Annotated in this window: 19 protein-coding genes and 1 pseudogene; 6 read left to right on the top strand and 14 right to left on the bottom strand. The window is 70.6% G+C overall.

From position 1 onward, the window contains the following. The first annotated feature begins 24 nt into the window (after positions 1 to 24). The 3 genes from nuoN to EL493_RS19515 all read left to right on the top strand — a co-directional run bounded on the left by nuoN (position 25) and on the right by EL493_RS19515 (position 3,007). Entirely contained in the window at positions 25 to 1,566 is a 1,542-nt protein-coding gene (gene nuoN, locus EL493_RS19525; RefSeq protein WP_232017333.1) for an NADH-quinone oxidoreductase subunit NuoN, read from the top strand. 1 nt (position 1,567) lies between these two features. After that, positions 1,568 to 2,209: a class I SAM-dependent methyltransferase gene (locus EL493_RS19520; protein WP_019047001.1), complete on the top strand. Its 642-nt coding sequence runs from the start codon at positions 1,568 to 1,570 to the stop codon at positions 2,207 to 2,209. Positions 2,210 to 2,296: 87 nt separating this feature from the next. Continuing rightward, positions 2,297 to 3,007, top strand: coding sequence for a VWA domain-containing protein (locus EL493_RS19515; RefSeq protein WP_019047000.1), 711 nt, complete (start codon positions 2,297 to 2,299; stop codon positions 3,005 to 3,007). Positions 3,008 to 3,011: 4 nt separating this feature from the next. On the opposite strand, the pseudogene EL493_RS19510 reads toward EL493_RS19515, so the two are convergent. The 3 genes and pseudogenes from EL493_RS19510 to EL493_RS19500 form a co-directional block, all read right to left on the bottom strand. Further along, positions 3,012 to 4,504, bottom strand: a pseudogene (locus tag EL493_RS19510) (serine hydrolase domain-containing protein). A gap of 68 nt (positions 4,505 to 4,572) precedes the next feature. Further along, positions 4,573 to 5,751 carry an alpha/beta hydrolase gene (locus EL493_RS19505; RefSeq protein WP_019046999.1) on the bottom strand — a complete coding sequence of 393 codons (1,179 nt, stop codon included), beginning with the start codon at positions 5,749 to 5,751 and terminating at the stop codon, positions 4,573 to 4,575. 96 nt (positions 5,752 to 5,847) lie between these two features. Then, positions 5,848 to 6,309: a MarR family winged helix-turn-helix transcriptional regulator gene (locus EL493_RS19500; RefSeq protein WP_019046998.1), complete on the bottom strand. Its 462-nt coding sequence runs from the start codon at positions 6,307 to 6,309 to the stop codon at positions 5,848 to 5,850. A gap of 114 nt (positions 6,310 to 6,423) precedes the next feature. Here EL493_RS19500 and EL493_RS19495 point away from each other — a divergent pair, with 114 nt between their 5' ends. Then, positions 6,424 to 7,512 carry an epoxide hydrolase family protein gene (locus tag EL493_RS19495; protein WP_019046997.1) on the top strand — a complete coding sequence of 363 codons (1,089 nt, stop codon included), beginning with the start codon at positions 6,424 to 6,426 and terminating at the stop codon, positions 7,510 to 7,512. On the opposite strand, the gene EL493_RS19490 is transcribed toward EL493_RS19495, so the two are convergent. Both EL493_RS19490 and EL493_RS19485 read right to left on the bottom strand, forming a co-directional pair. After that, a complete protein-coding gene (locus EL493_RS19490) occupies positions 7,513 to 7,845 on the bottom strand; it encodes a hypothetical protein (protein ID WP_019046996.1) in 333 nt (110 codons plus the stop codon). A gap of 27 nt (positions 7,846 to 7,872) precedes the next feature. Beyond that, positions 7,873 to 8,472, bottom strand: a complete 600-nt coding sequence (locus EL493_RS19485) for a TetR/AcrR family transcriptional regulator (RefSeq protein WP_030202122.1) — start codon at positions 8,470 to 8,472, stop codon at positions 7,873 to 7,875. 64 nt (positions 8,473 to 8,536) lie between these two features. Here EL493_RS19485 and EL493_RS19480 point away from each other — a divergent pair, with 64 nt between their 5' ends. Continuing rightward, complete coding sequence (locus EL493_RS19480; protein WP_019046994.1) at positions 8,537 to 9,538, top strand: hypothetical protein; 1,002 nt, start codon at positions 8,537 to 8,539, stop codon at positions 9,536 to 9,538. A gap of 37 nt (positions 9,539 to 9,575) precedes the next feature. Here the strand turns inward: EL493_RS19480 and EL493_RS19475 are convergent, their stop codons facing one another. Next, positions 9,576 to 10,712, bottom strand: a complete 1,137-nt coding sequence (locus tag EL493_RS19475; protein WP_019046993.1) for an epoxide hydrolase family protein — start codon at positions 10,710 to 10,712, stop codon at positions 9,576 to 9,578. A gap of 62 nt (positions 10,713 to 10,774) precedes the next feature. Between EL493_RS19475 and EL493_RS19470 the strand changes: the two genes are divergently transcribed. Continuing rightward, complete coding sequence (locus EL493_RS19470; RefSeq protein ID WP_019046992.1) at positions 10,775 to 11,764, top strand: helix-turn-helix transcriptional regulator; 990 nt, start codon at positions 10,775 to 10,777, stop codon at positions 11,762 to 11,764. 7 nt (positions 11,765 to 11,771) lie between these two features. On the opposite strand, the gene EL493_RS19465 is transcribed toward EL493_RS19470, so the two are convergent. From EL493_RS19465 to EL493_RS19430, 8 genes are all read right to left on the bottom strand, one after another. Beyond that, positions 11,772 to 12,599 carry an alpha/beta fold hydrolase gene (locus tag EL493_RS19465; protein WP_019046991.1) on the bottom strand — a complete coding sequence of 276 codons (828 nt, stop codon included), beginning with the start codon at positions 12,597 to 12,599 and terminating at the stop codon, positions 11,772 to 11,774. Between the two features lie 107 nt (positions 12,600 to 12,706). Beyond that, entirely contained in the window at positions 12,707 to 14,068 is a 1,362-nt protein-coding gene (locus tag EL493_RS19460) for an MFS transporter (RefSeq protein ID WP_019046990.1), read from the bottom strand. 93 nt (positions 14,069 to 14,161) lie between these two features. Further along, entirely contained in the window at positions 14,162 to 15,790 is a 1,629-nt protein-coding gene (locus tag EL493_RS19455; RefSeq protein WP_074965491.1) for a TlrC/CarA/OleB/SrmB family ABC-F type ribosomal protection protein, read from the bottom strand. A gap of 45 nt (positions 15,791 to 15,835) precedes the next feature. Continuing rightward, positions 15,836 to 16,528, bottom strand: coding sequence for an NAD(P)-dependent oxidoreductase (locus EL493_RS19450; RefSeq protein WP_019046988.1), 693 nt, complete (start codon positions 16,526 to 16,528; stop codon positions 15,836 to 15,838). A 150-nt stretch (positions 16,529 to 16,678) separates the two neighbouring features. Continuing rightward, positions 16,679 to 18,097: a three-helix bundle dimerization domain-containing protein gene (locus EL493_RS19445; RefSeq protein ID WP_022566911.1), complete on the bottom strand. Its 1,419-nt coding sequence runs from the start codon at positions 18,095 to 18,097 to the stop codon at positions 16,679 to 16,681. A gap of 220 nt (positions 18,098 to 18,317) precedes the next feature. Then, positions 18,318 to 18,926 carry a DUF308 domain-containing protein gene (locus EL493_RS19440; RefSeq protein WP_019046986.1) on the bottom strand — a complete coding sequence of 203 codons (609 nt, stop codon included), beginning with the start codon at positions 18,924 to 18,926 and terminating at the stop codon, positions 18,318 to 18,320. Beyond that, positions 18,926 to 21,286: an ATP-binding cassette domain-containing protein gene (locus tag EL493_RS19435; RefSeq protein ID WP_081723220.1), complete on the bottom strand. Its 2,361-nt coding sequence runs from the start codon at positions 21,284 to 21,286 to the stop codon at positions 18,926 to 18,928. Before EL493_RS19435 ends, EL493_RS19440 begins: the two co-directional genes overlap by 1 nt. A gap of 132 nt (positions 21,287 to 21,418) precedes the next feature. After that, positions 21,419 to 22,624 (bottom strand): GNAT family N-acetyltransferase, encoded by a 1,206-nt coding sequence (locus tag EL493_RS19430; protein WP_019046984.1) that lies wholly within the window; start codon positions 22,622 to 22,624, stop codon positions 21,419 to 21,421. Positions 22,625 to 22,637 lie beyond the last annotated feature (13 nt).

Below are 22,637 nucleotides of genomic sequence, written 5' to 3'. Positions count from 1 at the left end.
ATCGAATACCACCTGCTGGCACCGATGTTGATCGTGTTCGGTGTCGGTGTCCTCGGCGTGCTGGTCGAGGCGTTCGTGCCGCGGCCGTACCGGTATCCCACCCAGCTGGTCCTCGGACTCGCGGGCGTGCTCGGCGCGCTGGTCGCCGTGGTCCTGCTGGCGGGTACGGAAGCGACCGCGGTGGTCGGGGCGGTGGCCGTCGACGGGGTGACGCTGTTCCTGCAGGGCACGATCCTGGCGGTCGCCCTGCTGGGGCTGTTGCTGATCGCCGAGCGCGGCGCGGTGCCGCGGGCCCGCAGCGGACCCGGCACCTGGAGCCGGGCGGCGGCGGTGCTGGACCGGGGCGTCGACGCCTTCACGCCGCAGGCGTCCGCGGTGCCGGGCAGCGCGCACGAACTCGCCGCCGTCCGGGCCGGGGTGTCGACCACCGAGGTGTTCCCGCTGACGATGCTGGCGGTCGGCGGGCTGCTGCTGTTCCCCGCGTCGAACGATCTGCTGACCATGTTCGTCGCGCTGGAGGTGCTGTCGCTGCCGCTGTATCTGCTGTGCGGGCTGGCCCGGCGCAGGCGGCTGCTCTCGCAGGAGGCCGCGCTGAAGTACTTCCTGCTCGGCGCGTTCTCCTCCGCGTTCTTCCTCTACGGTGTCGCCCTGCTGTACGGGCAGACCGGGACCGTGTCGCTGCCGGGAATCGGTGCGGCACTGGACAAGAACTCCGAGAACGCGACGCTGGCGCTGCTCGGGATCGGGATGCTCGCGGTCGGTCTGCTGTTCAAGGTCGGCGCGGTCCCGTTCCAGGCATGGGTGCCCGATGTCTATCAGGGCGCCCCGACCCCGATCACCGCGTTCATGGCGGCCGCCACCAAGATCGCCGCGGTGGGCGCGACCATGCGGGTGCTGATGGTCGCCGTCGGTGCGCTGCGCGACGATTGGCGTCCGGTGCTCGCCGCGGTGGCGGTGGCCACGATGGTCGTCGGCGCGGTCATGGCGATCACCCAGACCGATGTGAAGCGGATGCTGGCGTACTCGTCGATCGCGCACGCGGGTTTCCTGATCGTCGGACTCGTCGCCGCCGACGAGGCCGGTGTCGCGGCGGTCCTGTTCTACCTGCTGGCCTACGGCCTCGGGACGGTCGGCGCGTTCGCGGTGGTCAGCCTGGTGCGAGATGCCTCCGGTGACGAGGCGACCGCGCTGTCGCAGTGGGCGGGGCTGGGCCGTCGATCCCCGTGGCTGGCTTCGGTGTTCGCGCTGCTGCTGCTGTCGTTCGCGGGTTTGCCGCTGACGAGTGGCTTCGTCGGGAAGTTCGCGGTGTTCGCGGCGGCGTCGGGCGCGGGGTACACGTTCCTGGTCATCGTCGGTGTCCTCTGCAGCGCGATCGCGGCGTTCTTCTATGTCCGGGTGATCGTGCTGATGTTCTTCACCGACCCACCCGCCGACGCGCCGACCGTCACCGCCCCGTTCGCGACGACCCTGGTCGTGGCGTTCAGTGCGGGCGCCACCCTCATCCTGGGTGTGTTCCCGCAGCCGCTGCTCGATCTGGCCGAACGCGCGGCCACGTTCGTCCGCTGACATGGGTTCGTTCGCCGAGGACCCGCTGCGTGACCGGCCACCGACCAGTCACGAGCGGGAGTCGGGTCAGCCGTGGGACGCGTCGTATCGGGAGGGTCCCGCGCCGTGGGACATCGGCGGGCCGCAGCCCGCGGTGGTGCGGCTGGCCGAGGCGGGCGGCATCACCGGCGAGGTGCTCGACGCGGGGTGCGGCACCGGCGACAACGCGCTCTACCTCGCCGCCCTGGGGCATCGCGTGCTCGGTGTCGATGTGGCGGCGACCGCCGTGGCCGCCGCGCGCCGCCAGGCCGAGAGTCGGGGCTTGCCCGCCACGTTCGAGGTGGCCGACGCACTGCGCCTCGAACGTCTGGACCGCCGGTTCCGCACAGTCCTGGACAGCGGGTTGTTCCACACGTTCGACCGCACCGAACAAGCCGCCTACGCCGTGAGTCTCAGTGCGGTGGTGGCACCGGGTGGCACCCTGTACGTGTTGTGCTTCGGCGACTTCGGCTCCGATCCCGGTCCGCACCCGGTCAGCCGGGCGGCGCTCACCGCGGCCTTCGATCCGGCGCGGTGGGAGGTGACCGCGATCGAGAAGGAAGGCTTGCGCACCCGGTTCAGCGCGGGCACGCCTGCCTGGCTGGCGACGGTCCGCCGCCGGTAGCCTTCCGGAAACCGTTCGGCGGCTTCGGTCTTACACTGCCGCTGATAGCGTTACGGTGTGTCGCGCCGTCCCAAAAACCGTAATGCCATGACCGCGTTGCTGACCGGCGTCGGCGTACTCGTGGCCGCGTGTGGGCAGACCGTCTCCGGGGCAGCGCATCCTGCCGCCGCCGGCGGAGTGTGTCCCGCGACGGTGCTGTTCGTGCTGGATGTCTCGCTGTCGATGGAGGCCACCGATGTGGCACCGAGCCGATGGACCGTCGCGCGCCGGGCAGCGACCGATTTCGCGCATCAACTGCCGGCGGGGACGGCTCTGGGATTGGTCACCTTCGCAGGTACCGCATCGGTGCAGGTGTTGCCGACCACCGACCGGAGCATGTTCACCGCCGCGTTCAACAATGTGCGGCTGGCCGAGCGGACGGCGACCGGTGAGGGCATCTTCACCGCGCTCAGCGCGATCGCCACGCTGAACAAGGTGGGTTCGATTCCGGGCGCGGCGCAGGTCATCCTGTTGTCGGACGGAAAGCAGACCATGCCCGCCGAGCTGGACGCGCCCCGCGGCGCTTTCACCGCCGCTCGCGCCGCGAAGGACGCGAACATTCCCGTCGGCACGATCTCGCTGGGTACTCCAGGTGGTGTCATCGAGATGCCCGAATCGACGGGCACGGTCAAGGTCCCCGTGCCGACCGATCCCGACTCACTGCGCGAGATCGCCCGGCTCTCCGGCGGCGAATTCCACACGGCGACAAGCCTGGTCGAACTCGACGCCGCACTGACCGGCCTGACCTGCCACGCGTAGCGGCTCATTGTCGCCGATACAGGCGGCCGTGACTGCGGAACCACGCGATGCGGCCGTCGGCGCCGCGCACGAAATCCGATCGCGTCCCCACCGGTTCGAGCTCGGCGTTCAGGTCGAGGCCGTAGTCGGGCCGGTAGAACGCGAGGCCGAGCTGCGGTGCACCTGACTCGCCGGGGTTGGTGCTCGCGTCGGGGGTGTCACTCATGGTGCCGATCAGGTGGCCGTCCCCGCCACGGAAGTCGATCACCGCGTGTTCCCAGCTGCCGGTTTCGGTGATCTGGTCGGTGACGTAGCGGCCTTCGTACGGGGCGAGTTCACCGGCGCTGAGCCGCTGGGGTGTGGCGGGCAGGTTGGTGATGCCCGCGAAGGTGCGCAGCGACCAGTCGTCGGCGAACAGGTCGGCCAGCAGGCGCGCGCCGCCTTCGGAATTGGTGAGCACGGTCATCGCGAAATCGCGGGTCGGCACGAGGAAGAATCCGGATCGCTGCCCCGACCAGGTTCCGCCGTGCTGCACGATCGTCTCGCCCTGGGCGGACGGCCGCAACATCCAGGTGACGCCCATGCCGGTGAGTTCGACCTGCAGGGTGCCGCCCGCGCCGGGGTTCGATCGCATGGCGCGCAGGGCGTTCGCGCGCATCAGCCGGGTGCCGTCGGTGGTGCCGTCGCCCAGATGGAATCGGGCGTAGCGCAGCTGGTCCCGGGCGGTGGAGATCAGCGAACCGGTCGGGTTGCAGCTGCGGGGAAAGTGCCAGAAGCCGGTGTCGACGACGGCCTTGTCGTCGACGACATTGTGCGCGGCCGCGACATTCAGGCCGATGATCTGGTCGGAGAAGAATCGGGTGTGGGTGAGCGCGAGCGGATCGAGTAGCAGATCTTGGACCGCGGTCTCGTAGGTCGTCCCGGTGATCACCTCGAGGATCCGGCCGGCCACGACCAATCCCGCGTTGTTGTAACCGAAGACGGTGCCGGGCGGGTTCAGTTGCGGCAGCCGGGTCATCGCCGCGACGTACCGTGCGATGGCGTCGTCGCCGCGACGTACCGTGCGATGGCGTCGTCGCCGCGACCGAAGTCCTGCAGGAAGTCGCCGAGCCATCCGGAAGTGTGGTCGAGCAGTTGGCGCACCGTCACCGTGGCACCGGCGACCGGGTCGGCGACGGCGAAGTCCGGCAGGTACTCGCGTACCGGCGCGTCGAGGTGGATCCTGCCGTCGTCGACCAGTCGCATGATCGCCGTGCCGGTGAAGGTCTTCGTGGTGGAGCCGATCCGGAACAGCGTGTCGCCGTCGACGGGGACGGGCCGGTCGACAGTGGTCACCCCGTAGCCCCGGAGGTACTCCGTGCCGCCGGCCAGGACGCCGACCGCGACGCCGGGGATCCGGTACGCCGTCATGGCCGCCTCGATCTTGGCGTCGAGCTCGGCGAACGCGGCATCGGCGGGAGCGCTGGTGGTGGCCGGTTGCGATGTCGGGGAACACGCCGGTAAGCCGAGCGCGGTCAATCCGGCGACCGTGCCGACCAGCAGCGTCCGCCGGGACAGCACCGCACTCCCCTGTTCCGCGGCCACGGTCAGGGTCCGGGTGGGGAGATCGTGTAGTCGGGTGGGCGGGTGGTCTCCGCGCATGCCGTATCGGGTCTATCCGGATTGTCGAAGAACGCGGCGATGATCTCGCCGCCGCACGGTTCCGCGTACACACCGTGCGCCGCGCCCGGCACCACCACGACGGTGGACCGCGACAGGTCCTTCGCGATGTAGTCGCCCCACACGGGTCCGGTCTGCCCGTCGTAACTGCCCGACAGCACCAGCGCGGGGACGTCGCTGCTGGTGATGTCGCGTATCGAGTCGGGAGCTTTCGGTACGTTCCACGCCTGGCAGCCTTCGCGCAGGAACGGCAGTTGCGGGGCCTGGGCCAGGACGGACTCGGGGAACTCGGGGAACGCCGCCCGGGCCTGGTCGAGCTGGTCGTCGACGGTCTCGAACGGCACCCATTCCCGGCACCAGATGCTCAGGGTCAGACCCCAGGCGAGGAAGCCGACCTTGTCCGGATTCGTCCACGCCGCGGCCCACTGACTCGCGACGAGGTCGGGATTGCCGTGGGCGAGTGCGTCGATCGCCGCGGGGAAATCGGCGGGCAGGTGGGTGGCCACGGGGACGAACCAGTTCAGCAGCATGCCGCCGTCGACGACGACCGTCGTGGGTCCGACGCCGGGCACGTCGACGGTGGTGGTGAGCGGGTTCGCTTCGAGCTCCCCGACCAGCCGCAGGAAGGTGGCTTCGAGGTCGGGGTAGCGTGCGGCGCAGGCCGGTTGCGCCGCGCAGGCCGCGATCATGGCGTCGAACGCGTCCTCGGCGCTGGCCCAGGTCCAGCCCAGCGCGGCGACCGAGGGCGGTGTCACGCCGTCGAACACGATGGACTCGACGGCGTCGGCGTCGTGGCGCAGATAGATCAGGCCCAGGTCGGTGCCGTACGAATGGGAGAACACATTCCATTGGGTCTGGGAGGGGATGACGGCCACGGACAGCCGCATGGTCGCGCCGCCGGTTTCGCCGCGGTGCACGGGAACGACCAGTTCCCCGCAGCGTGCGCCGGTCAGGGCAGGCACCGGATGCGGTGTCGCGGCGCAGGGGCCGTCGACGAACTCGGCCGCGGCGGTGGTCGGCGGTGCCGGGGTGTCCGAGGTCGCGCAGGCCGCGCCGACGAGCAGCAGGACGAACGTGTAGATCGCGAACTTGATCCCGGACCGCATATCGATCACCCGATTGCGTGTGTGCTCCCGATCGGGGCGGAGGTCGCCACCGGCTCCATCGTCGCACAGGCGGGACTGCGCCGGAAGGGCGTGGTCTCAGGGCTCCCGCTGCTGGTCGTGATGGTCGAGGAGGCGGGTGAGCAAGGTGGTCAGCTGTCGGCGTTGGGCCGGTGAGAGCGGTGCGAGCAGTTCGTCCTGCGCGTCGGCGAGCTGCTTCTCGAGACGGCGGAGCTGGCGGGTGCCCGCACTGGTCAGGGAGATGATGTTGCGGCGGCGGTCGGCCGGGTCGGGAGCGCGTTCGACCAGGTCGTCCTCGGCCAGTTCGTTGATCGTGGCGACCATGTCACTGACGTGGATGCCGCTGCGCCTGCCCAGTTCGGCCTGACTGGCCGGTCCGGTCTCCGCCAGGGTGGCCAGCAGGCGGTAGTGGTAGCCGCGGGCGCCCGCCGCCGCGAATCCGTCGGACACCAGGTGGTGCGCGTGCTGGGCGGTCTGGGTGAGCAGCCAGCTGGGCAGCTGCTCCCAGCTGGTTTTCGTCCGCTGCGCGGGGTTGTCCATGGAAGCAGTCTACCGAACTGTTGGTAGCACCAATGATTTCGTGTATCGTTTGCTCTACAAACGTTTGTAGTAACAACATTTACTAGCCGAACGAATATCGCCGGAGTGAGACCCATGATCGAGCCCTTTAACATCGACATCCCCCAGGCCGACCTCGACGACCTGCACGATCGTCTCGCCCGCACCCGCTGGCCCAACGAAGTCGCCGACGCCGGAACCGACTACGGCTTCCCCTTGGCCCGGTTGAAGGAACTGGCCGAGTACTGGCGCACGGGCTACGACTGGCGCGCGCACGAGGCGAAGCTCAACGAGCTCGCTCACTTCACCACCGAGATCGACGGGCAGAACATCCACTTCGTCCATGTGCGGTCGGCGAAGCCGGACGCGCTCGCCCTGATCCTGACCCACGGCTGGCCCGGCTCGTTCCTGGAGTTCCTCGACGTCGTCGAGCCGCTGTCGCAGAATTTCCACCTGGTGATCCCCTCCATCCCGGGCTACGGATTCTCCGGCCCGACCCGCGAACGCGGCTGGGACCTCGTCCGGATCGCCCGCGCCTGGGCCGAACTCATGCGCCGACTCGGCTACACCCGCTACGGCGCTCAAGGCGGCGACTTCGGGTCGGGCATCTCCCAGGCGCTGGGCGCGGTGGCGCCCGAGCAGGTGGTCGGCGTGCACGTGAACTACCTGCCGACCCGGCCGGATCCGGACGCCGATATCGTCCTGTCGGCCACCGACGAGGCCCGGCTGGACAAGATCAGGCACCTGATGGCGAATCGTCCGCCGTATCAGGCGCTGCAGGCGACCACGCCGCAGACCATCGGGTACGCGCTGACCGATTCACCGGTCGGCCAGCTGGCCTGGATCGCGGAACGGTTCGCGCAGTGGACCGATCCGCAGACCCCGGTCGACGACGACCGGATGCTCACCGACATCTCGCTGTACTGGTTCACCGCGACCGCGGCGTCGTCGGCCCGGCTGCATCACGACACCACACGCGGCGCCACCCCTTGCCCGGTTCCGCTCGGTGTCGCGGTGTTCCCGCGCGACATCACCCAATCGGTGCGGCCGCTGGCCGAGCGGCTCTACGACATCCGGCACTGGTCGGAGTTCGATCGGGGTGGCCACTTCGCAGCGATGGAGGTGCCGGACCTGCTCGCCGAGGACATCAGGAAGTTCTTCCTGACCGCGATCGAGCCGCGGTAGTCAGGGGCGCTCGGTGGGCAGTTCACCGTAGAGCTGGCGGGCGCGCACGATCAGCAGCGGCAGCAGGATGGTGCGCCAGGTCGGCAGGTCCACCGCCACCGGTGTGCCGTCGATGATTTCCGGCTCGGCGATCGCGGCGGGATCGTCGAGATCCACCCCGGTCAGCCGCGTGAACTCGGCCCGCAGCAGGGTGGCGAACTCGGACGCGGTCTCCGCCGGTGTGTGCGCACACACGCTGTCGCGCAGCGCGTTCCAGAGCACCGGGCCCGCGGGCGAACCCATCTGTTTCGGTCGCCGGTCGAACAGTCGCGCGATGTCGGAGATCTCGGGCACCCGCCGAATCCTACCGAGTTTCCCCGGTCATCCGCGCGACCGCGTGCCGATGCTGCCGACGATGAGATCGGCGAGGGCGTCGACCGCCTCGGCCGCGCCGATGGTGCCCCGATTCAGTTCGGCGCCCAGGGTTTCCGCGGCGCCGAGGACGGCGACGCAGCGCACGCGCAGGCTCTCCTCGGTGAGTGCCGAGTACGGCCGCAGGGCGATGGCCATCCAGTCGCGGTAGCTGTCGAGCATGGCGTGCTGGACGGCCTGGGCGTCCGGGTTGCCCTTGAGGGCCGCCGAGATCGCCTCGAGTTCGGGCATGTCCGTGGCGCAGGCGAAGTAGGCGCCGCTGAGCACCCGCGCGATCTCGGTGGCGTTCGGCGCGGCCGCCGCGACGGCTTCTTCGGTGGCCAAGCGGTGCCTTTCGTCGAGGCGGCGGTACAGGGCCAGCAGCAGGTCGGGGCGGGTGCCGAAGTGGTCGTAGACGATCGGCCTGCTCACACCGGCCGCCTCGGCGAGGGTGACGAGGGTGAGCCCGTCGGAACCGCGGTCACCGACCACGGCCAGCGCGGTGTCGAGCAGTTGTTCGCGCCGCGCCGCTTTGCTCATGCGGGCCGGCGCCGTCCTCCCTTGCGTCATGTCGTCAGTTTAGCTACAAAAGGTAGGTTACAAAATGTAGCTTGTTGTCGAAGGGGAATGACGCATGACGAACGCACCCTCCGTACTGATCCTGGGTGGCTCCGGCCAAGCCGGGTCCGATACCGCGGCCCTGCTGCGACGCTGGTATCCGGAATTGCCGCTGACGATCGCGGGCCGCGACCTCGACCGGGCCCGGCGCGTGGCCGACGCGCTCGGCGCCGCCGACGCGGTCACCATCGACCTGAGCCGCCGCGACCTCGGACTCCCCGCCGGGGCGAGCTTCGCCGCGGTGATCGCCACACTCTGGGACCACCGTCACCAGGGGCTCACCTACGCGCAGGATCACGCGGTGCCGTATCTGAGCATCTCCAGCGGCCTGTTCGACATCGGGCCCGAGCTCGTCGCGGGCGCCCAGCGCGCCGGTGCCGCACCGATTCTGGTGGCCAGCCATTTCCTCGCCGGCCTCGCCACCCTCGCCGCGCTGGCTACCGCGCGCGAGTTCGATCGGGTCGACAGCGTGACACTCGGCGCGATCCTGGACGAGACCGACGCCGGTGGGCCGGCCGGAATCGCCGATCTCGAACGGTGGACGACGGTGACCTCGGCGGGTCTGGTGCGCCGCGACGGAGTGTTCACCTGGCTGGCGGCCGAAGACGCGCTCGCCGAGGTCCGCGCTGTCGACGGGACCGCACTGGCCGGGCAGGCCGTACCGATTCTCGACGTGCCGAGTCTCGCGTTGGCCACCGGCGCGCCGCAGGTCCGCGTCGATCTGGCGGTCGGCGAATCGCCCGGCCGGCGACGCGGGGAGGCGGCGTCGATGGAGATCCGCATCGACCTGACCGGCTCCGGCGCGGACGGGTCACCGCTGCGCCGGAGCCGCTACCTGGTCCATCCCGCGGGTCAGCGACCCCTCACCGCCCTCGGTATCGCGCTGGGCGCCGAGCGGCTGCTGGGTCTGCGTGGCGAGCCGGTCGCCGCGGGAACCTACACGCCGGAGTCGCTGATCGATCCGGAGTATGCCGCACAGCGGATGTCCGAGGTCGGCGCCGTCTTCGTCGACGCGTAGAACCGGCCACGCTAGACCCCGTGACCGGGCCCGGGCGTCAGCGCAGTGGCCGGAAGAACTCCCGGATGTCGCCGACGAGCAGGTCGGGGGTCTCCATCGCCGCGAAATGACCGCCGCGGTCGAATTCGGTCCAGCGCACGAGGTGGTTCTGTTTCTCGGCGATCCCGCGGATGGTGCGGTCGCCGGGGAACACGGCGATGCCGGTCGGGACACCGGAACCGGTCAGCTCCGCACCCCACTGCTGGGATTCCTTGTACAGCCGCATCGAGGATCCCGCGGTGCGGGTGAACCACAGGATCGCGATCTCGGCGAGCATGGCGTCGCGGTCGAGCGAGTCCTCGGGTAGTGCGGCGGCGGGGTCCTTGTAGGTGTTGACGACGTCGACGATCCAGGCGAGCAGACCGGCGGGTGAATCGGTGACGGCGTGGGCCAGGGTCTGCGGTCGGGTGCTGTGCACGCTCGCGTAGGCGGCGGTGTCGGCGCTGCTCCAGTCCTGCAGTGCGGCCAGCTTTTCCTGGTCCTGGGCGGAGTAGCCTGCGCCGTCGTCGTCCCAGGCGGGAATGGTGATGGCGGCGTTGAGGTGGACCCCGGCGACCCGGGCGGTGTCGATGCGACCCAGTTGCGGGGCGATGAACGAACCCGCGTCGCCGCCCTGCGCGCCGTACCGGGAATAGCCGAGGGAGTGCATGAGCTGGGCGATCAGCGCGGCGGCGTGCTCGGTCGTGGCCTGGCCGGGTGCCCGGGTGGGGCCGGAGAAGCCGAAGCCGGGCAGCGACGGGACGACCACGTCGAAGGCGTCGCGGGGATCGCCGCCGTGGGCGCGCGGATCGGTGAGCGGCCCGATCGTCGCGCCGAAGTCGGTGAACGGCCAGCCGTGCACGAGGACCAGCGGCAGCGCGTCGGGTTCGGGTGAGCGGACATGGGTGAAGTGCAAACGCTGACCGTCGATCTCGGTGTGGAACTGGGGCCGGGCGTTGCGGGCCGATTCGGCCGTCCGCCAGTCGAATCCGGTGCGCCAATACTCGGCGAGGTCGCGCAGATAGGCGGTGGGCAGGCCGTAGGTCCAGCCGGTGCCGGGCAGGTCGTCGGCCCAGCGGGTGCGGGCCAGGCGGTCGTGCAGATCGTCGAGGTCGGCCTGGGGGATGTCGATCCGGAAGGGGTGGATGTCGTTCATGGCGACAACGCTAGGAACCGGTTAGGTCGGAGAATGTCCTAAGTGCAGGGCAGAGTGGAGAGATGTCGGAAACGTCGGCTCGTCTGCTGCGTCTGCTGTCCCTGCTGCAGACGCGGCGCGCGTGGTCGGGAACCGAGCTCGCCGGCGAGCTCGCGGTCACCGTGCGCACGGTGCGCCGCGATGTCGAACGATTGCGTGGGCTGGGCTATCCGGTGCAGGCAGTGCAGGGGACGGCGGGCTACCGGCTCGGCGCGGGTGCGTCGATGCCGCCGCTGCTGCTCGACGACGAGGAGGCCGTGGCGGTCGCGGTCGGTCTGCGGACCACCTCCGGCGGCACGGTCGCCGGGATCGAGGACGCGTCGCTACGGGCGCTGCTGAAACTGGAACAGGTACTGCCGTCGCGGTTGCGGCACCGGCTGACCACTCTGCAGCAGTCGATGGTGCGGGTGGCCGCCGAGGCGCCACGGGTGCGGGCGGAGACGCTGCTGGCGATCGCGGAGGCCTGCCGCCGCCACGAGCGCCTGCGGTTCGACTACACCGATCACGCCGGACGGGTCAGCCGTCGTGACACCGAGCCCGATTCGCTGGTCAATTCGAGCAGGCACTGGTATCTGGTGGCGTGGGATGTCGACCGGGGGCAGTGGCGTTCGTTTCGGGTGGACCGGCTCGAACCCCGAACCCCGACAGGTCCCCGATTCACGCCGCGCCCGGTTCCCGACGGTGACGCGGCCACCTATCTGTCGCGCCGGTTGTCGGTGAGCTCGTGGCCGTGGCGTACCGCGGTGACGCTGCACGGCTCGGCCGCCGAGCTGGCCGAACGGATCTGGCCGGGCACCGGCGTGCTCGAGTCCGTCGACGCCTCCACCTCTGTGCTGCATCTGGGCGCCGACTCCCCCGCGTCGCTGGCGTGGATGATCACCGGGCTCGATGTCGACTTCACCGTCGGCGGGCCGCCGGAACTGCTCGACGCCCTGCGCCGGCTGAGCCGCCGCTGTCACGACGCGGTGGCACCCGATGCCGACGCGCATCGGCCGCACCGGGATTCGCGCTGAGCCGCGGTCACGGCGCGTCGAGGACTTCCTGCAGACGGGCGGCGAACGCGGCCGGGGCGCCGACGAATCCGGTGTGGTCGCCGGGGAACAGCACCGGCTCGACGCCGAGGACGGCGCCCAGGGCGCGCGAAGTGCGGTCACACAGTTGACCGGTCGAGTCGGCGCCGATCCCGATGATGACGCGGGTGGGTACGGCACGCAGCAGCACCGGGTCGGGAATCCAGGCGGTGGTGGCGCGCAGTTCGTGGTCGAACCAGCGGCGTTCGCTGTCGACCTGCTGTGGATCGCGGTCGCCGCCGAACATCTGCGCGAGCACGGGTTCGGGGATGTCGATGGCGGCCTGGGCGAAGAATTTGCGCCAGGCGCCGAGTGCGTCGCCGCCGTCGTAGGTGGCGATGAGGTCCTCGGTGAGCGTGCGCTGCGCGTCGGCGTCGGGCAGCAGGTCGCGCAGCGGCGGCTCATGCGCGACGACGGTGGTGACCAGGTCGGGGCTGGTCTGGGCGAGGGCGAGGGCGCTGACCGCGCCGCCGCTGGAACCGAACACCACGGCGGGGCCCGCGTCGAGGTGATCGATCAGCCGGGCCAGGTCGTCGGCGCGGGCGGGCACCGTCGAGTCCTGGTGCGGGTCGTTGAGGGGGCTGGCGAAATGCCCGCGCGGATCGGTGGTGAGGACGGTGTTGGTGGTGGCGAGCTGCTCGGCCAGCGGCGCGAACGCCGCGGCGTTCATGGGCGCGCCGACCAGCACCACCAGTGGTCCCGCCCCGCGGACCTCGTAGTACAGGCGGGCATCGGGCACCACGAGGGTGCCGGTGGTGACGGCGGAACTGGCGGTCATTCGACTCTCCCGGATCTCGGCTACAGGTAGCACTGATTGAGACGGTGCCCGCCGCACGAACTCATCGCCGCGCCCGGAATCTTTTTCGCGCCACCTACTTCCGCAGGTCAAGGCGTTTCAGCCGGTGCGAACCGGGCGAGTCCGAGCACCAGCACCCCACACAGCGCGACGAGTGCCCACCCGATCCGGCCCGTGGCGACCGGGTCGCCTGCGGCGATGAGGGCGCCCGCGGCCGCGATGCCGACCGCCGCGCCCACCTGCCGGGCGGTCGAGGCGATTCCGCCGGCGACACCCGCGCGTTCGGCGGGCAGTCCGCTGACAGCGGTCGTGGTGATCGGGGCGTTGGCGAATCCGAAACCGATGCCGATGAGCGCGAACGCGATCAGCAGGGCGGCACTGCTCCCACCGCTGACGGTGAGGACCAGTCCCCCGGCGGTGAGGAACCCACCGGCCAGCAGCAACGGTGGTCGCGCGCCGAGGCGACCGACCAGGATGCCCGACAGCGGCGCGCACACCGTCGCCGCGATGGCCAGCGGCAACGTGAACGCGCCCGCCGCGACCGCGCTCAGTCCTCGCTCGTGCTGCAGGTGCCAGGTGCTCAGTAGCAGCGTGGTGGTGAGGGCGACGAACACGACGACCGCGCCGAGCACCGCCGCGGTGAACGGCGGCCGCCGGAACAGCCGCGGATCCATCAGCGGTTCGGCCGTGCGACGCTCGACCCACACGAACGCCGCGGCGGCGCCGACGATGCCGAGGCAGCCCGCGATCGCGGCGGGCGCGGTCCACCCGATCCGCTGGCCCTCGATCAGCACCGCGATCACCCCACCGACCACCACGACCAACAGTGCCTGCCCGGCCAGGTCGATCCGGCGCTGCCTGCCCCGCGATTCCGGCACCACCACCCAGGTCAGCCCTAGCGCGACGATCACCACCGGCACCGCCACCCAGAACACCGACCGCCAGCCCAGCCCGTCCACGAGTGCGCCGCCGAGCGTGGGCCCGACCGCCATGCTCAACCCGAACACCGCCGCCCACACACCGATCGCCCGTGCCCGCTGCCGCGCGTCGGTGATCGCGGCGACCACGATCGCCAGTGCGACAGGGCTGAGCATCGAGCCGCCGACGCCCTGCACCACCCGGGCGGCGATCAGCACCTCGACGGTCGGCGCGACCGCGCACGCCGCCGACGCGGCACCGAAAACGACCAGCCCGAGCCGGAACACGCGACGGCGCCCGAACCGGTCGGCCAGGGCGCCGGAGGTGATCAGGAAGCTCGCCAGCGCCAGAGTGTAGGCGTCGACGATCCACTCCAGGCCCTGGGTACCGACCGCCAGCCCGGCCCCGATCGACGGCAGGGCGACGGTGACGATGGTCGCGTCGAGACCGACGACGAACAGGCTCAGTGAGCACACCGCCAGCACTGTCCAGGGTCGCACGGTGCCGCGGGCGCGGGTGGGGTTGTCCAGCATGGATCGGCCTCCTCGAAGCAAGGGCCCGAGTATCGCCACCACACCGTGCCCGACGCCAGATTCCTTGCCGGAACGGCAAATCCGGCCTCGGATCTATGCGGCGACCGCCGCCATCGCGCCGTCGTCGAGCACCATCCGGTCGCCGGTGAAGCGACGCCGCAACTGCCGGTCATGGCTGACGATCACCAGCGCGCCCGAATAACCGTCGAGCGCCTGTTCGAGTTCCTCGACCAGGGCCGGGGCGAGGTGGTTGGTCGGTTCGTCGAGCAGCAGCAGGTCGGCGGGTTCGGTGACCAGGCGCGCGATCTCGATCCGCCTGCGCTGCCCGTAGGACAGCTCACCCACGCGCAGAGCGAGTTCGGCGGGCCGGAACAGGCCGAGGTCGAGCAGGGTGTCCGCATGGTCGTCGGGATGGCCGGGCCTGCCGGTGGCGAACGCGGCGAGCACGGTCGCCGCGGCCGGGTAACGCGGCGGGTCCTGCCGCAGCCAGCCCACCCGGCCGGTGACCCGCGCGGTGCCGGTGTCGGGCCGCAGGTCACCGGCGAGTACCCGCAGCAGGGTGGTTTTGCCCGCACCGTTGGGCCCGGTCACCAGCAGCCGGGAACCGGCCTCGATGCGCAGGGCGGCCAGGGCGAGCCGGTCGCCGACACCGATATCGGTGAGTTCGGCGACCGGTCCGGTTCCGGTGTCGTGCACCGTGTCGACCGCGGCCGTGAACCGCAGCGGATCGATCGGCGCGGCCACCGGATCGCCGGTCAGCCGCGCGACGCGTTCCTTGGCATTGCGGATGCGCGACATGGTGCCGTGACCGCGGCCGCGTGCCCGGAACGGACCGGCGGCGAACACCGCCAGCGGCAGTTTGCGTGGAATCGCTTCGAGCCGAACCACATTCGATGCGGCACGTCGCCGATTGCGGGCGAGCTCGGTGCGCCAGTCCGCGTAGTCCTGGGCGGCACGGCGGCGTTCGGCGTCTTTGGCGGTCAGGTAGCCGGCGTAGCCGTCGCCGTAGCGGCGCACCTGTCCGGCGTCGACCTCGAGGATGGTGCCGGTGATCCGTTCCAGGAACACCCGGTCGTGGGTCACCGCGATCACCGCGCCGCGATGGGAGCGCAGCTGCTGTTCCAGCCACGCCACGGCGGCATCGTCCAGGTCGTTGGTGGGTTCGTCGAGCAGCAGCAGTTCCGGCGCCGCCGCCAGGGTCGCCGCCAGCGCCAGCCGTGCCCGCTCACCGCCGGACAGGGTGGCGAGGGTGCGGTGACGGTCCAGTCCGGGCAGCCCGAGCTCGGCCAGGGCGATGTCGACGCGGGTGTCGGCGTGGTAGCCGTCGCGGGCGTCGAACCGGGCCTGCAGGTCCGCGTAGTCGGCGAGCACGGCCGGATCCGCTTGTGCCAGTTGCTGTTCGGTGTGGCGCAGTTGCTGTTCGAGCAGGCGCAGGTCGGCCAGGGCGTGATCGACGGCGGCGGCGACCGTGGCGGTGCCGGGCAGTTCGAGCACCTGGGGCAGGTACCCGATACCGCCGGGCGCGGTGACGGTCACCGCGCCGTTGTCGGCGGGTTCGACCCCGGCCAGCAGGCGCAGCAGCGTCGATTTCCCCGACCCGTTCTCCCCGATCACCCCGACGGTTTCGCCGGGACGCACCGACAGCGTGACGCGGTCGAGGACGGGGGTGGTGTCGTAGCGTTTGGTGACGTCGTGGAGGGCGATTTGGGCGGTGCTGGTCATCATGAGGTGGACGACCATAACGACCCGCGCCGGCGTTCGCCACCCCTATTTTCCGAGGGCTTCGCGCCGGATCCAGGTGAGCAGTGCGGGAGTGCCGACGGTGGTGCCCACCTCGACCGTGGCGCGTACGTGACGGTCGTCGGTGAGCTGGGCCAGCAGGCAGGCGGCCAGGTCGGCGCGGGCGGTGAAGCGGGCGTCGACCTGGCCGGGGGCCACGGTGTAGCCGGTGACCGACGGCAGGTGGAACAGCCCGCCGGGACGCACGATGGTCCAGTCCAGGTCGGTGGCGCGGACGAGTGCTTCCATGCGGCGCATGTCGTCGTAGAGCGTTTTGCCCAGCACCCGTGTCACGTACGGCACCAGGATCCGGGTGAAGAACAATCCGCCGTCGGAATACGGGTGCGGGTCGACTCCGGCGGAACTGACCACGGCGAGCCGGCGCAGGCCGTGCCGTCCCATGGCGGCGACGATGTGGGCGGTCCCGCGGGAGTAGGTGTGGATCGGTTCCTTGCCCGCCGCGACGCCGAGGGTCGACAGCACCGCGTCGGCACCGGACACCACCGCGTCGACAGCGGCCGCGTCGAGAACGTCGGCGCCGACGACATCGAGCCGCTCATGGTTCGGCTCGAAGGATTCCGGCCGCCGGGTGACAGCGACGACCTGATGTCCGGCGTCGAGCGCCTGCCCGGTGAGCAGCCGTCCGGTGGGTCCGTTCGCTCCGAAAACCACGACGCGCATGATGTCTCTCCTGTCCGTATCCCCTTCGCACACCAGGCGCTCGTACGCGCGCACCTGTGACAGGACACCGCTGTGAAGCAGGACACAGCGGCCGGAAACGGCGTGTGCCGCGCAGCGATCGGGCTGCGCGGCACACAGGAGTCGGGACGATCAGTTGAACGAGTTCGCGACCCCGTCGAGCAGGTGCTCGAGCGTGTCGTAGGCGGGAGCGTCGACGACGTCGATCAGCTCGGCGGGCACCGCGACGTTGCGATCGGCGGCGATCGCGGTGAACTGGGCGTTGTCGCCGGTGCGGAACCCGTGCGCGGCGGCCAGGCGACGCAGTTCCGGGTTCTCGCCGAGCAGCTTGCCGACGGTGTCACCGGTACCGGTCAGCGGTACCAGGGTGTGGTTCGACAGCACGGTCGGCGTCGGATACGTCAGCACCATGTCCGGCTTGATCCGGCCCTGTCCCGCGGCCTCGACGAACTGCGCCTCGTAGATGCACACCAGTGGGGTCGGCCCCATGCCGTTGGTGAGGTACTGGTCGAACGGACCCGCACTGCTGGTGTCGGTGTAGCCCTGGGCCAGGAACAGTTTCGACAGGGCGGGCAGCACGTGCTGTTCGGCGGTGGTCCCGCGCACGATGGTGTGGTCGTTGGCGACATAGCTGGCAATCGCCAAATACATGGCGGCGGAGTTGGAGCTGCGCGGGTTGGTGGTGGACACCAGGATGTTCTTGGCGACCGGGTAGGTGGTGTTGTCGGGCAGGTCGTCCCACTGCACGCCGGTACCGGCCAGCTCCAGGTACCGGTTCATGTCGAAGGTCGCGACCGGCCCGGGCTTGATCACCCCGGCCGCGGTCAGCAGATCCGCGATCGGCCGGTAGGTGGCGATCGCGATCGGCGACGAGAACGGCGTGTACTTCACCGTCACATTGCGCTGCCGCTGAATCCGTTCGGCGGCGGGACTGCTCGACGGGAACGCGAAATCGTACTTGCCGAGGTCGACATCGGTGGCGATCTGCCGCGACCCGGCCGGTTCGACCTCCACCCGCACACCGTGCTCGGCCAGCACCCGCACGACCTCCGGATCCTGGAAGAACGCCATCTTCTCCGATCCGACGACACCACGCACCACCGTGAGCGGCGCGCCGACGGGTGCGGCCGCGGGACCGTCCCCGCCGCCGGGTAGCAGGATCACCCCGGCCGCGACCGCCGCGACGACCGTCACCGCGCCGATCGACAGCGGCAGCATCGCGCGCCTGCTCACCAGGCCCCCGGCACGCTCGGGCTCCTGCGGCGGCGCCACCGGGTCGGGAACGCTCGCCCGCACCGTGGGGGCGGGGACGCGCACGGTCGGGTCGGGATCGGCGAGTTCGCTGCGAACGATCCGCTCGACGAGAATCGGCACGAACTCCCGGATCGGTTTGCCCGCGAAGCGATCGTGCGCGGCACCGACGGCCGAGGTCACCTGGTCGGCGGGGACGTTCTCGGACAGGTCTTCGACCAGACTCTCGGTCATCCGCCGCATGGCCAGCGTTTCACGCTGGACGGTATCGGCGGCTTCGCCGGGGGTTACGCGCGACACCACATTTCTCCTGGGCTCACATCGGGCTGCGGACGCGGCGCGGCGACCGGGCCCTCCCGTGCGCACGCCGCGGGCCACGCTACCGGCGCGCAGCACAGTTGCCCCAGCGGTGAACGGCCGGGCACGCAGAGTTCGCCACCCGCTCCGTTACCCGCAACGTGGCGTTGTCCGGCAGTTCGCGTAAACATCGAAACCCGCACCGCCGGTGTGGGATTCACTACTATTGTTCGGTGGCGGCGGGGCCGGGGACGACTGTCCGATCAACCTTTTCCGCGCCACCGGTGCGCAGTGCCGTACGCAGCATCCCACCGGCGAGCGATTCCAGCACGCCGATCACCACCAGCGCACTGCCGGCAACCGTGGCCAGCCCGGTGACGGTCTCGAACTGCATCGCGATCATCGCGATCCCGAGCGCGGCGGTCCCCACACCGCAGATCTCGTGCAGCCAGCCGTTGACCACCCCGTCGTCCCAAGCAGCGACCAGGGCCTGCACGATGCCGCGGATCGACCAGCCGATCCCGATCCACAGGGCGAGCAGTTCGATATTGCCGCCGCCGAACGCGAGCATCGCCAGGATCACCGTCAGCCCCGCACTGATCAGCACCAGCACCCGCAACAGGATCGCGATCCGCGCCCTGACCGCCAGATAGCCCTGGATGACGGCACTGAGCAGCAACGCCGTCCCGAACAGCAGCGCCAGCGTCGACTCGCGGCGGCCGGGCCACAGCAGGATCACCACACCGAGAGCGAAGGAGCACCCGCCGGCGATCAGCATCGCCTGCCGGGCTCGGTCACGCGCCGGTTTCCCCTCCCCGTCGTTCACGGGCATCACCCCACGATAGGCCCGCCACCGGCGATAGCCGATGATTTGCCCGGGCGCGCCGTCATCCGCTCCGCCAGATACGGCGCGGTCCGGCTGCCGGAATCGGCCGCGACCTGGGCCGGGCTGCCCTGCGCGACGATCCGCCCACCCTGCGCGCCGCCACCGGGCCCCAGGTCGACGACGTGGTCGGCCTGCGCGACGACGGTCATGTCGTGCTCGACCACCACGACGGTGGCGCCACCGTCGACCAGCGAATTCAGCTGAGTCAGCAGGATGTCGGTGTCGGCGGGGTGCAGACCGGTGGTGGGCTCGTCGAGCAGGTAGAGGGTGCCCGCGCGCCGGGCCCGCTGCAGTTCGGTGGCCAGCTTCACCCGCTGCGCTTCCCCGCCCGACAGTTCGGTGGCCGGTTGCCCCAACCGCAGATAGCCCAGGCCGACCTCGGCGAGGGTCCGTAGCGCGCGGGCGACGGCGGGGACGTCGGCGAGAAACTCCGCGGCCCGGTCGACGGTCATGTCGAGCACGCCGGCGATCGTGGTGTCGCGGTAGGTGATCTCGAGGGTTTCGGGGTTGTAGCGGGCGCCGTGGCAGTCCGGGCACGGACTGTAGGTGCTGGGCAGGAACAGCAGTTCCACCGTGATGTAGCCCTCGCCCTGACAGGTCGGGCAGCGTCCCTCCGCGACATTGAACGAGAACCGGCCCACCCCGTAACCGCGCGCCGCGGCGGCGTCGGTCGCGGCGAAGAGTTTGCGCACGGTGTCGAACAGGCCGGTGTAGGTGGCCAGATTCGAGCGCGGGGTGCGCCCGATCGGGGCCTGGTCGACCTCCACGACACGCACGATCGCCGGGTCGGCCGCCGCGGTCACCGAGATCGCGTGCAGCAGACTCGATTTCCCCGATCCGGACACCCCGGTGATCGCGGTGAACACACCGAGCGGGACGTCCAGGTCGAGGTCGCGCAGATTGTGCGCGCTCACCTCGCGCAGCGCCAGGACACCGCCGGGTGCCCGATCGACGCGCACCGGTCGAGCGATCTCGTCGAACAGGTAGGGCCGCGTCACCGAGGCTGGCACCGCGCGCAGGCCCTCGACCGCCCCGCTGTAGAGGACCTGTCCGCCGTGGACGCCCGCGCCGGGTCCGATGTCGATGAGCCAGTCGGCGTGGCGGACCACGTCCAGATCGTGTTCGACGAGGAACACACTGTTGCCCGAGTCCTTGAGCCGGCCCAGCACCGTGGTCAGCGCCGCGGTGTCGGCGGGATGCAGTCCGGCCGAGGGCTCGTCGAGGATGTAGACCACCCCGAACAGGCCCGACCGCAGCTGACCGGCCAACCGCAGGCGCTGCAACTCCCCACCCGACAGGGTCGGGCTCTCCCGGTCGACGCTGAGATAGCCGAGCCCCAGCTCGACCAGCACCTCGATCCGGGAGAGGAGGTCCTGGGTGAGCACCGCGGCCGCGCTCGTGCCCGCGGTATAGGGCCGCAACACAGCACCGAGCTCGGCCAACGGCAACTCGGCGAGCTCGGTGATGTTGTAGCCGGCGAAGGTCACCGCCAGCGCTTCGGGTTTGAGCCTGCGCCCCGCGCACAGCGGACAGGTCGTGGTGTGCAGATACTCGGCCGCCCGCGCCCGGGTGGCCTCGCTCTTGGATTCCGCGTGCGCCCGCAGCAGCAGCCGCTCGGCGCTGGTGTAGGTGCCCTGGTAGGGCCGGTGGATGCGGTGTGGTTCCCGCTCGGGTTCCACGGTGACGACCGGCCTGTCGTCGGTGAACAGGATCCACTCGCGCGCGGCCGGGGCCAGTTCCCGCCACGGCCGGTCGATGTCGTAGCCCAGCGCGGCCAGCACATCGCGCAGGTTCTTGCCCTGCCAAGCGCCCGGCCACGACGCGATCGCCCCGTCGCGAATGGTCAGCGACGGGTCCGGCACCATCGACGCCTCGGTCGCCTCATGGACCACGCCCTGCCCGTGGCAGCGCGGGCACGCGCCCTCCACGGTGTTGGGTGAGAACGCGTCGGAGTACAGCCGATTCGTGCCCTCGGGATAATGTCCCGGTCCCGATCTGGCCGGGCCGTCCGGGTAGTCGCCTTCCCGGGACATCAGCAGCCGCAGCGAGTTCGAGATCGCGGTGACCGTCCCGACCGTCGACCGCGACGACGGCGCGGACCTTCGCTGCGCGAGCACCACCGTCGGCGGCAGCCCGGTCACCTCGTCCACATCGGGCGCTTCGATCTGATGCAGCAACCGTCGGGCATACGGTGCGACCGACTCCAGGTAGCGGCGCTGCGATTCCGCGTACAACGTGCCGAAGGCCAGCGACGACTTGCCCGAACCCGAGACCCCGGTGAAGGCGACCAGCGCGTTGCGGGGCATATCGACGTCGACATCACGCAGATTGTGCACCCGGGCGCCCCGCACCCGAACCGAAGGATCGATCTCGTGCGAATCCACAGCTACCCAGATTACGCGCCCGGCGCCCGCCGCGGACCGCTCATCGGGCGCCGGTCAGAAGAACCAGCCCAGCTCCGGTGCCCGCTCGGTGGTGAACGCCGCGTCGACATCCCGCAGCGCGGCCGCGTCGTCGACCCGGATGCGATGCGCCGCGGCGAGGTTGCCCGCCCGGTGCGCGCCGAAGTACAGCGCACCGAGGACATTGATGTCGAAGGTGAGCTCGGCGCGCCGGGTACTCGGCGCGCACTCGGCCACACCGTCACGCACGCGCAGCACGAACGTGCCGCCCGCCGAACGGAACGGATCGTGCACCGACATCACGGTGTCCAGGTCGTGGCGGTAGGTGCGCGCGGTCAGCGCGGCGGGCACATCCATCACCCGCGCCCACAGCGTGTCGCCCCGATCGGTGACCCGGGTCGCCCTCGAATCGGTCAGCAGGTAGGGCAGTGGATCGTCGTCGGCGATCTCCACCGACACCGACTCCACGAGATCGAGGCCGAGCAGCACCCGCCACAGCGCGGCGTGCGCGTCGGGCGTGAGAGCACGGTATTCCCGCACCGCCGCGGTGGCGCGACCCTGGTCCCAGCGACGCCGGTACAGGGCGTACCCGTCGGGGTGGACGAGCACGAACAGCGTGGTGGAGCCGTTGCGATGCCGTTCGACGTCGGCGAAGAACAGATCCCACTTCGCGTCGGGGCGTTCCTGCGCGCCCGGCACCGTCCGCTGCCAGCGCTCGTAGACGCGCCGGATGTGCGGTGCGGCCTCGGCCAGCGTCGACATCTCGACGCCGCCGGGATCGGGGGTGCTCGGGCGGAATTCGGCCCGGCGCCGATCGATGGTCACCGTCGTGGCGAGGATCGCCGGGTCGTACCCGAACCGCCCGTAGATGGTGGCCTCACTCGCGGTGAAGATGGTCAGGGGCAGTCCGTCGGCTTCGGTCCGTGCGTGCTGTGCGGTGTAGAGCTCGCGCAGGATCCCGCGCCGCCGGTGCGTGGGCGCGACCGCGACCCCCGAGACACCGCAGGCTCGCACCGTGCGCTCCCCCGGCACGGTCACCGTCATCGTGCGGTCGACGGTGTGCCCGACGATGCGGTCACCGTCGACGGCGACCAGCGACCGTTCGACCGGGAACAACGCACCCTTGAACACGAGTTCGTCCGCGCCGTACCGCATGCCGAACCCGGTTTCCTGTAGCGCCGCGATCGCGGGAGCCTCGTCGCTGGTTGCCGACCGTACGGTGACGCTCTTCGCCGATGCCATCTCCGTACCATCC

This window comes from Nocardia asteroides, from assembly GCF_900637185.1.
Taxonomy (GTDB): Bacteria; Actinomycetota; Actinomycetes; order Mycobacteriales; family Mycobacteriaceae; genus Nocardia; species Nocardia asteroides.
The sequence above is the reverse complement of the archived record's forward strand: the minus strand, read 5'-3'. Positions and strand labels throughout refer to the sequence as shown.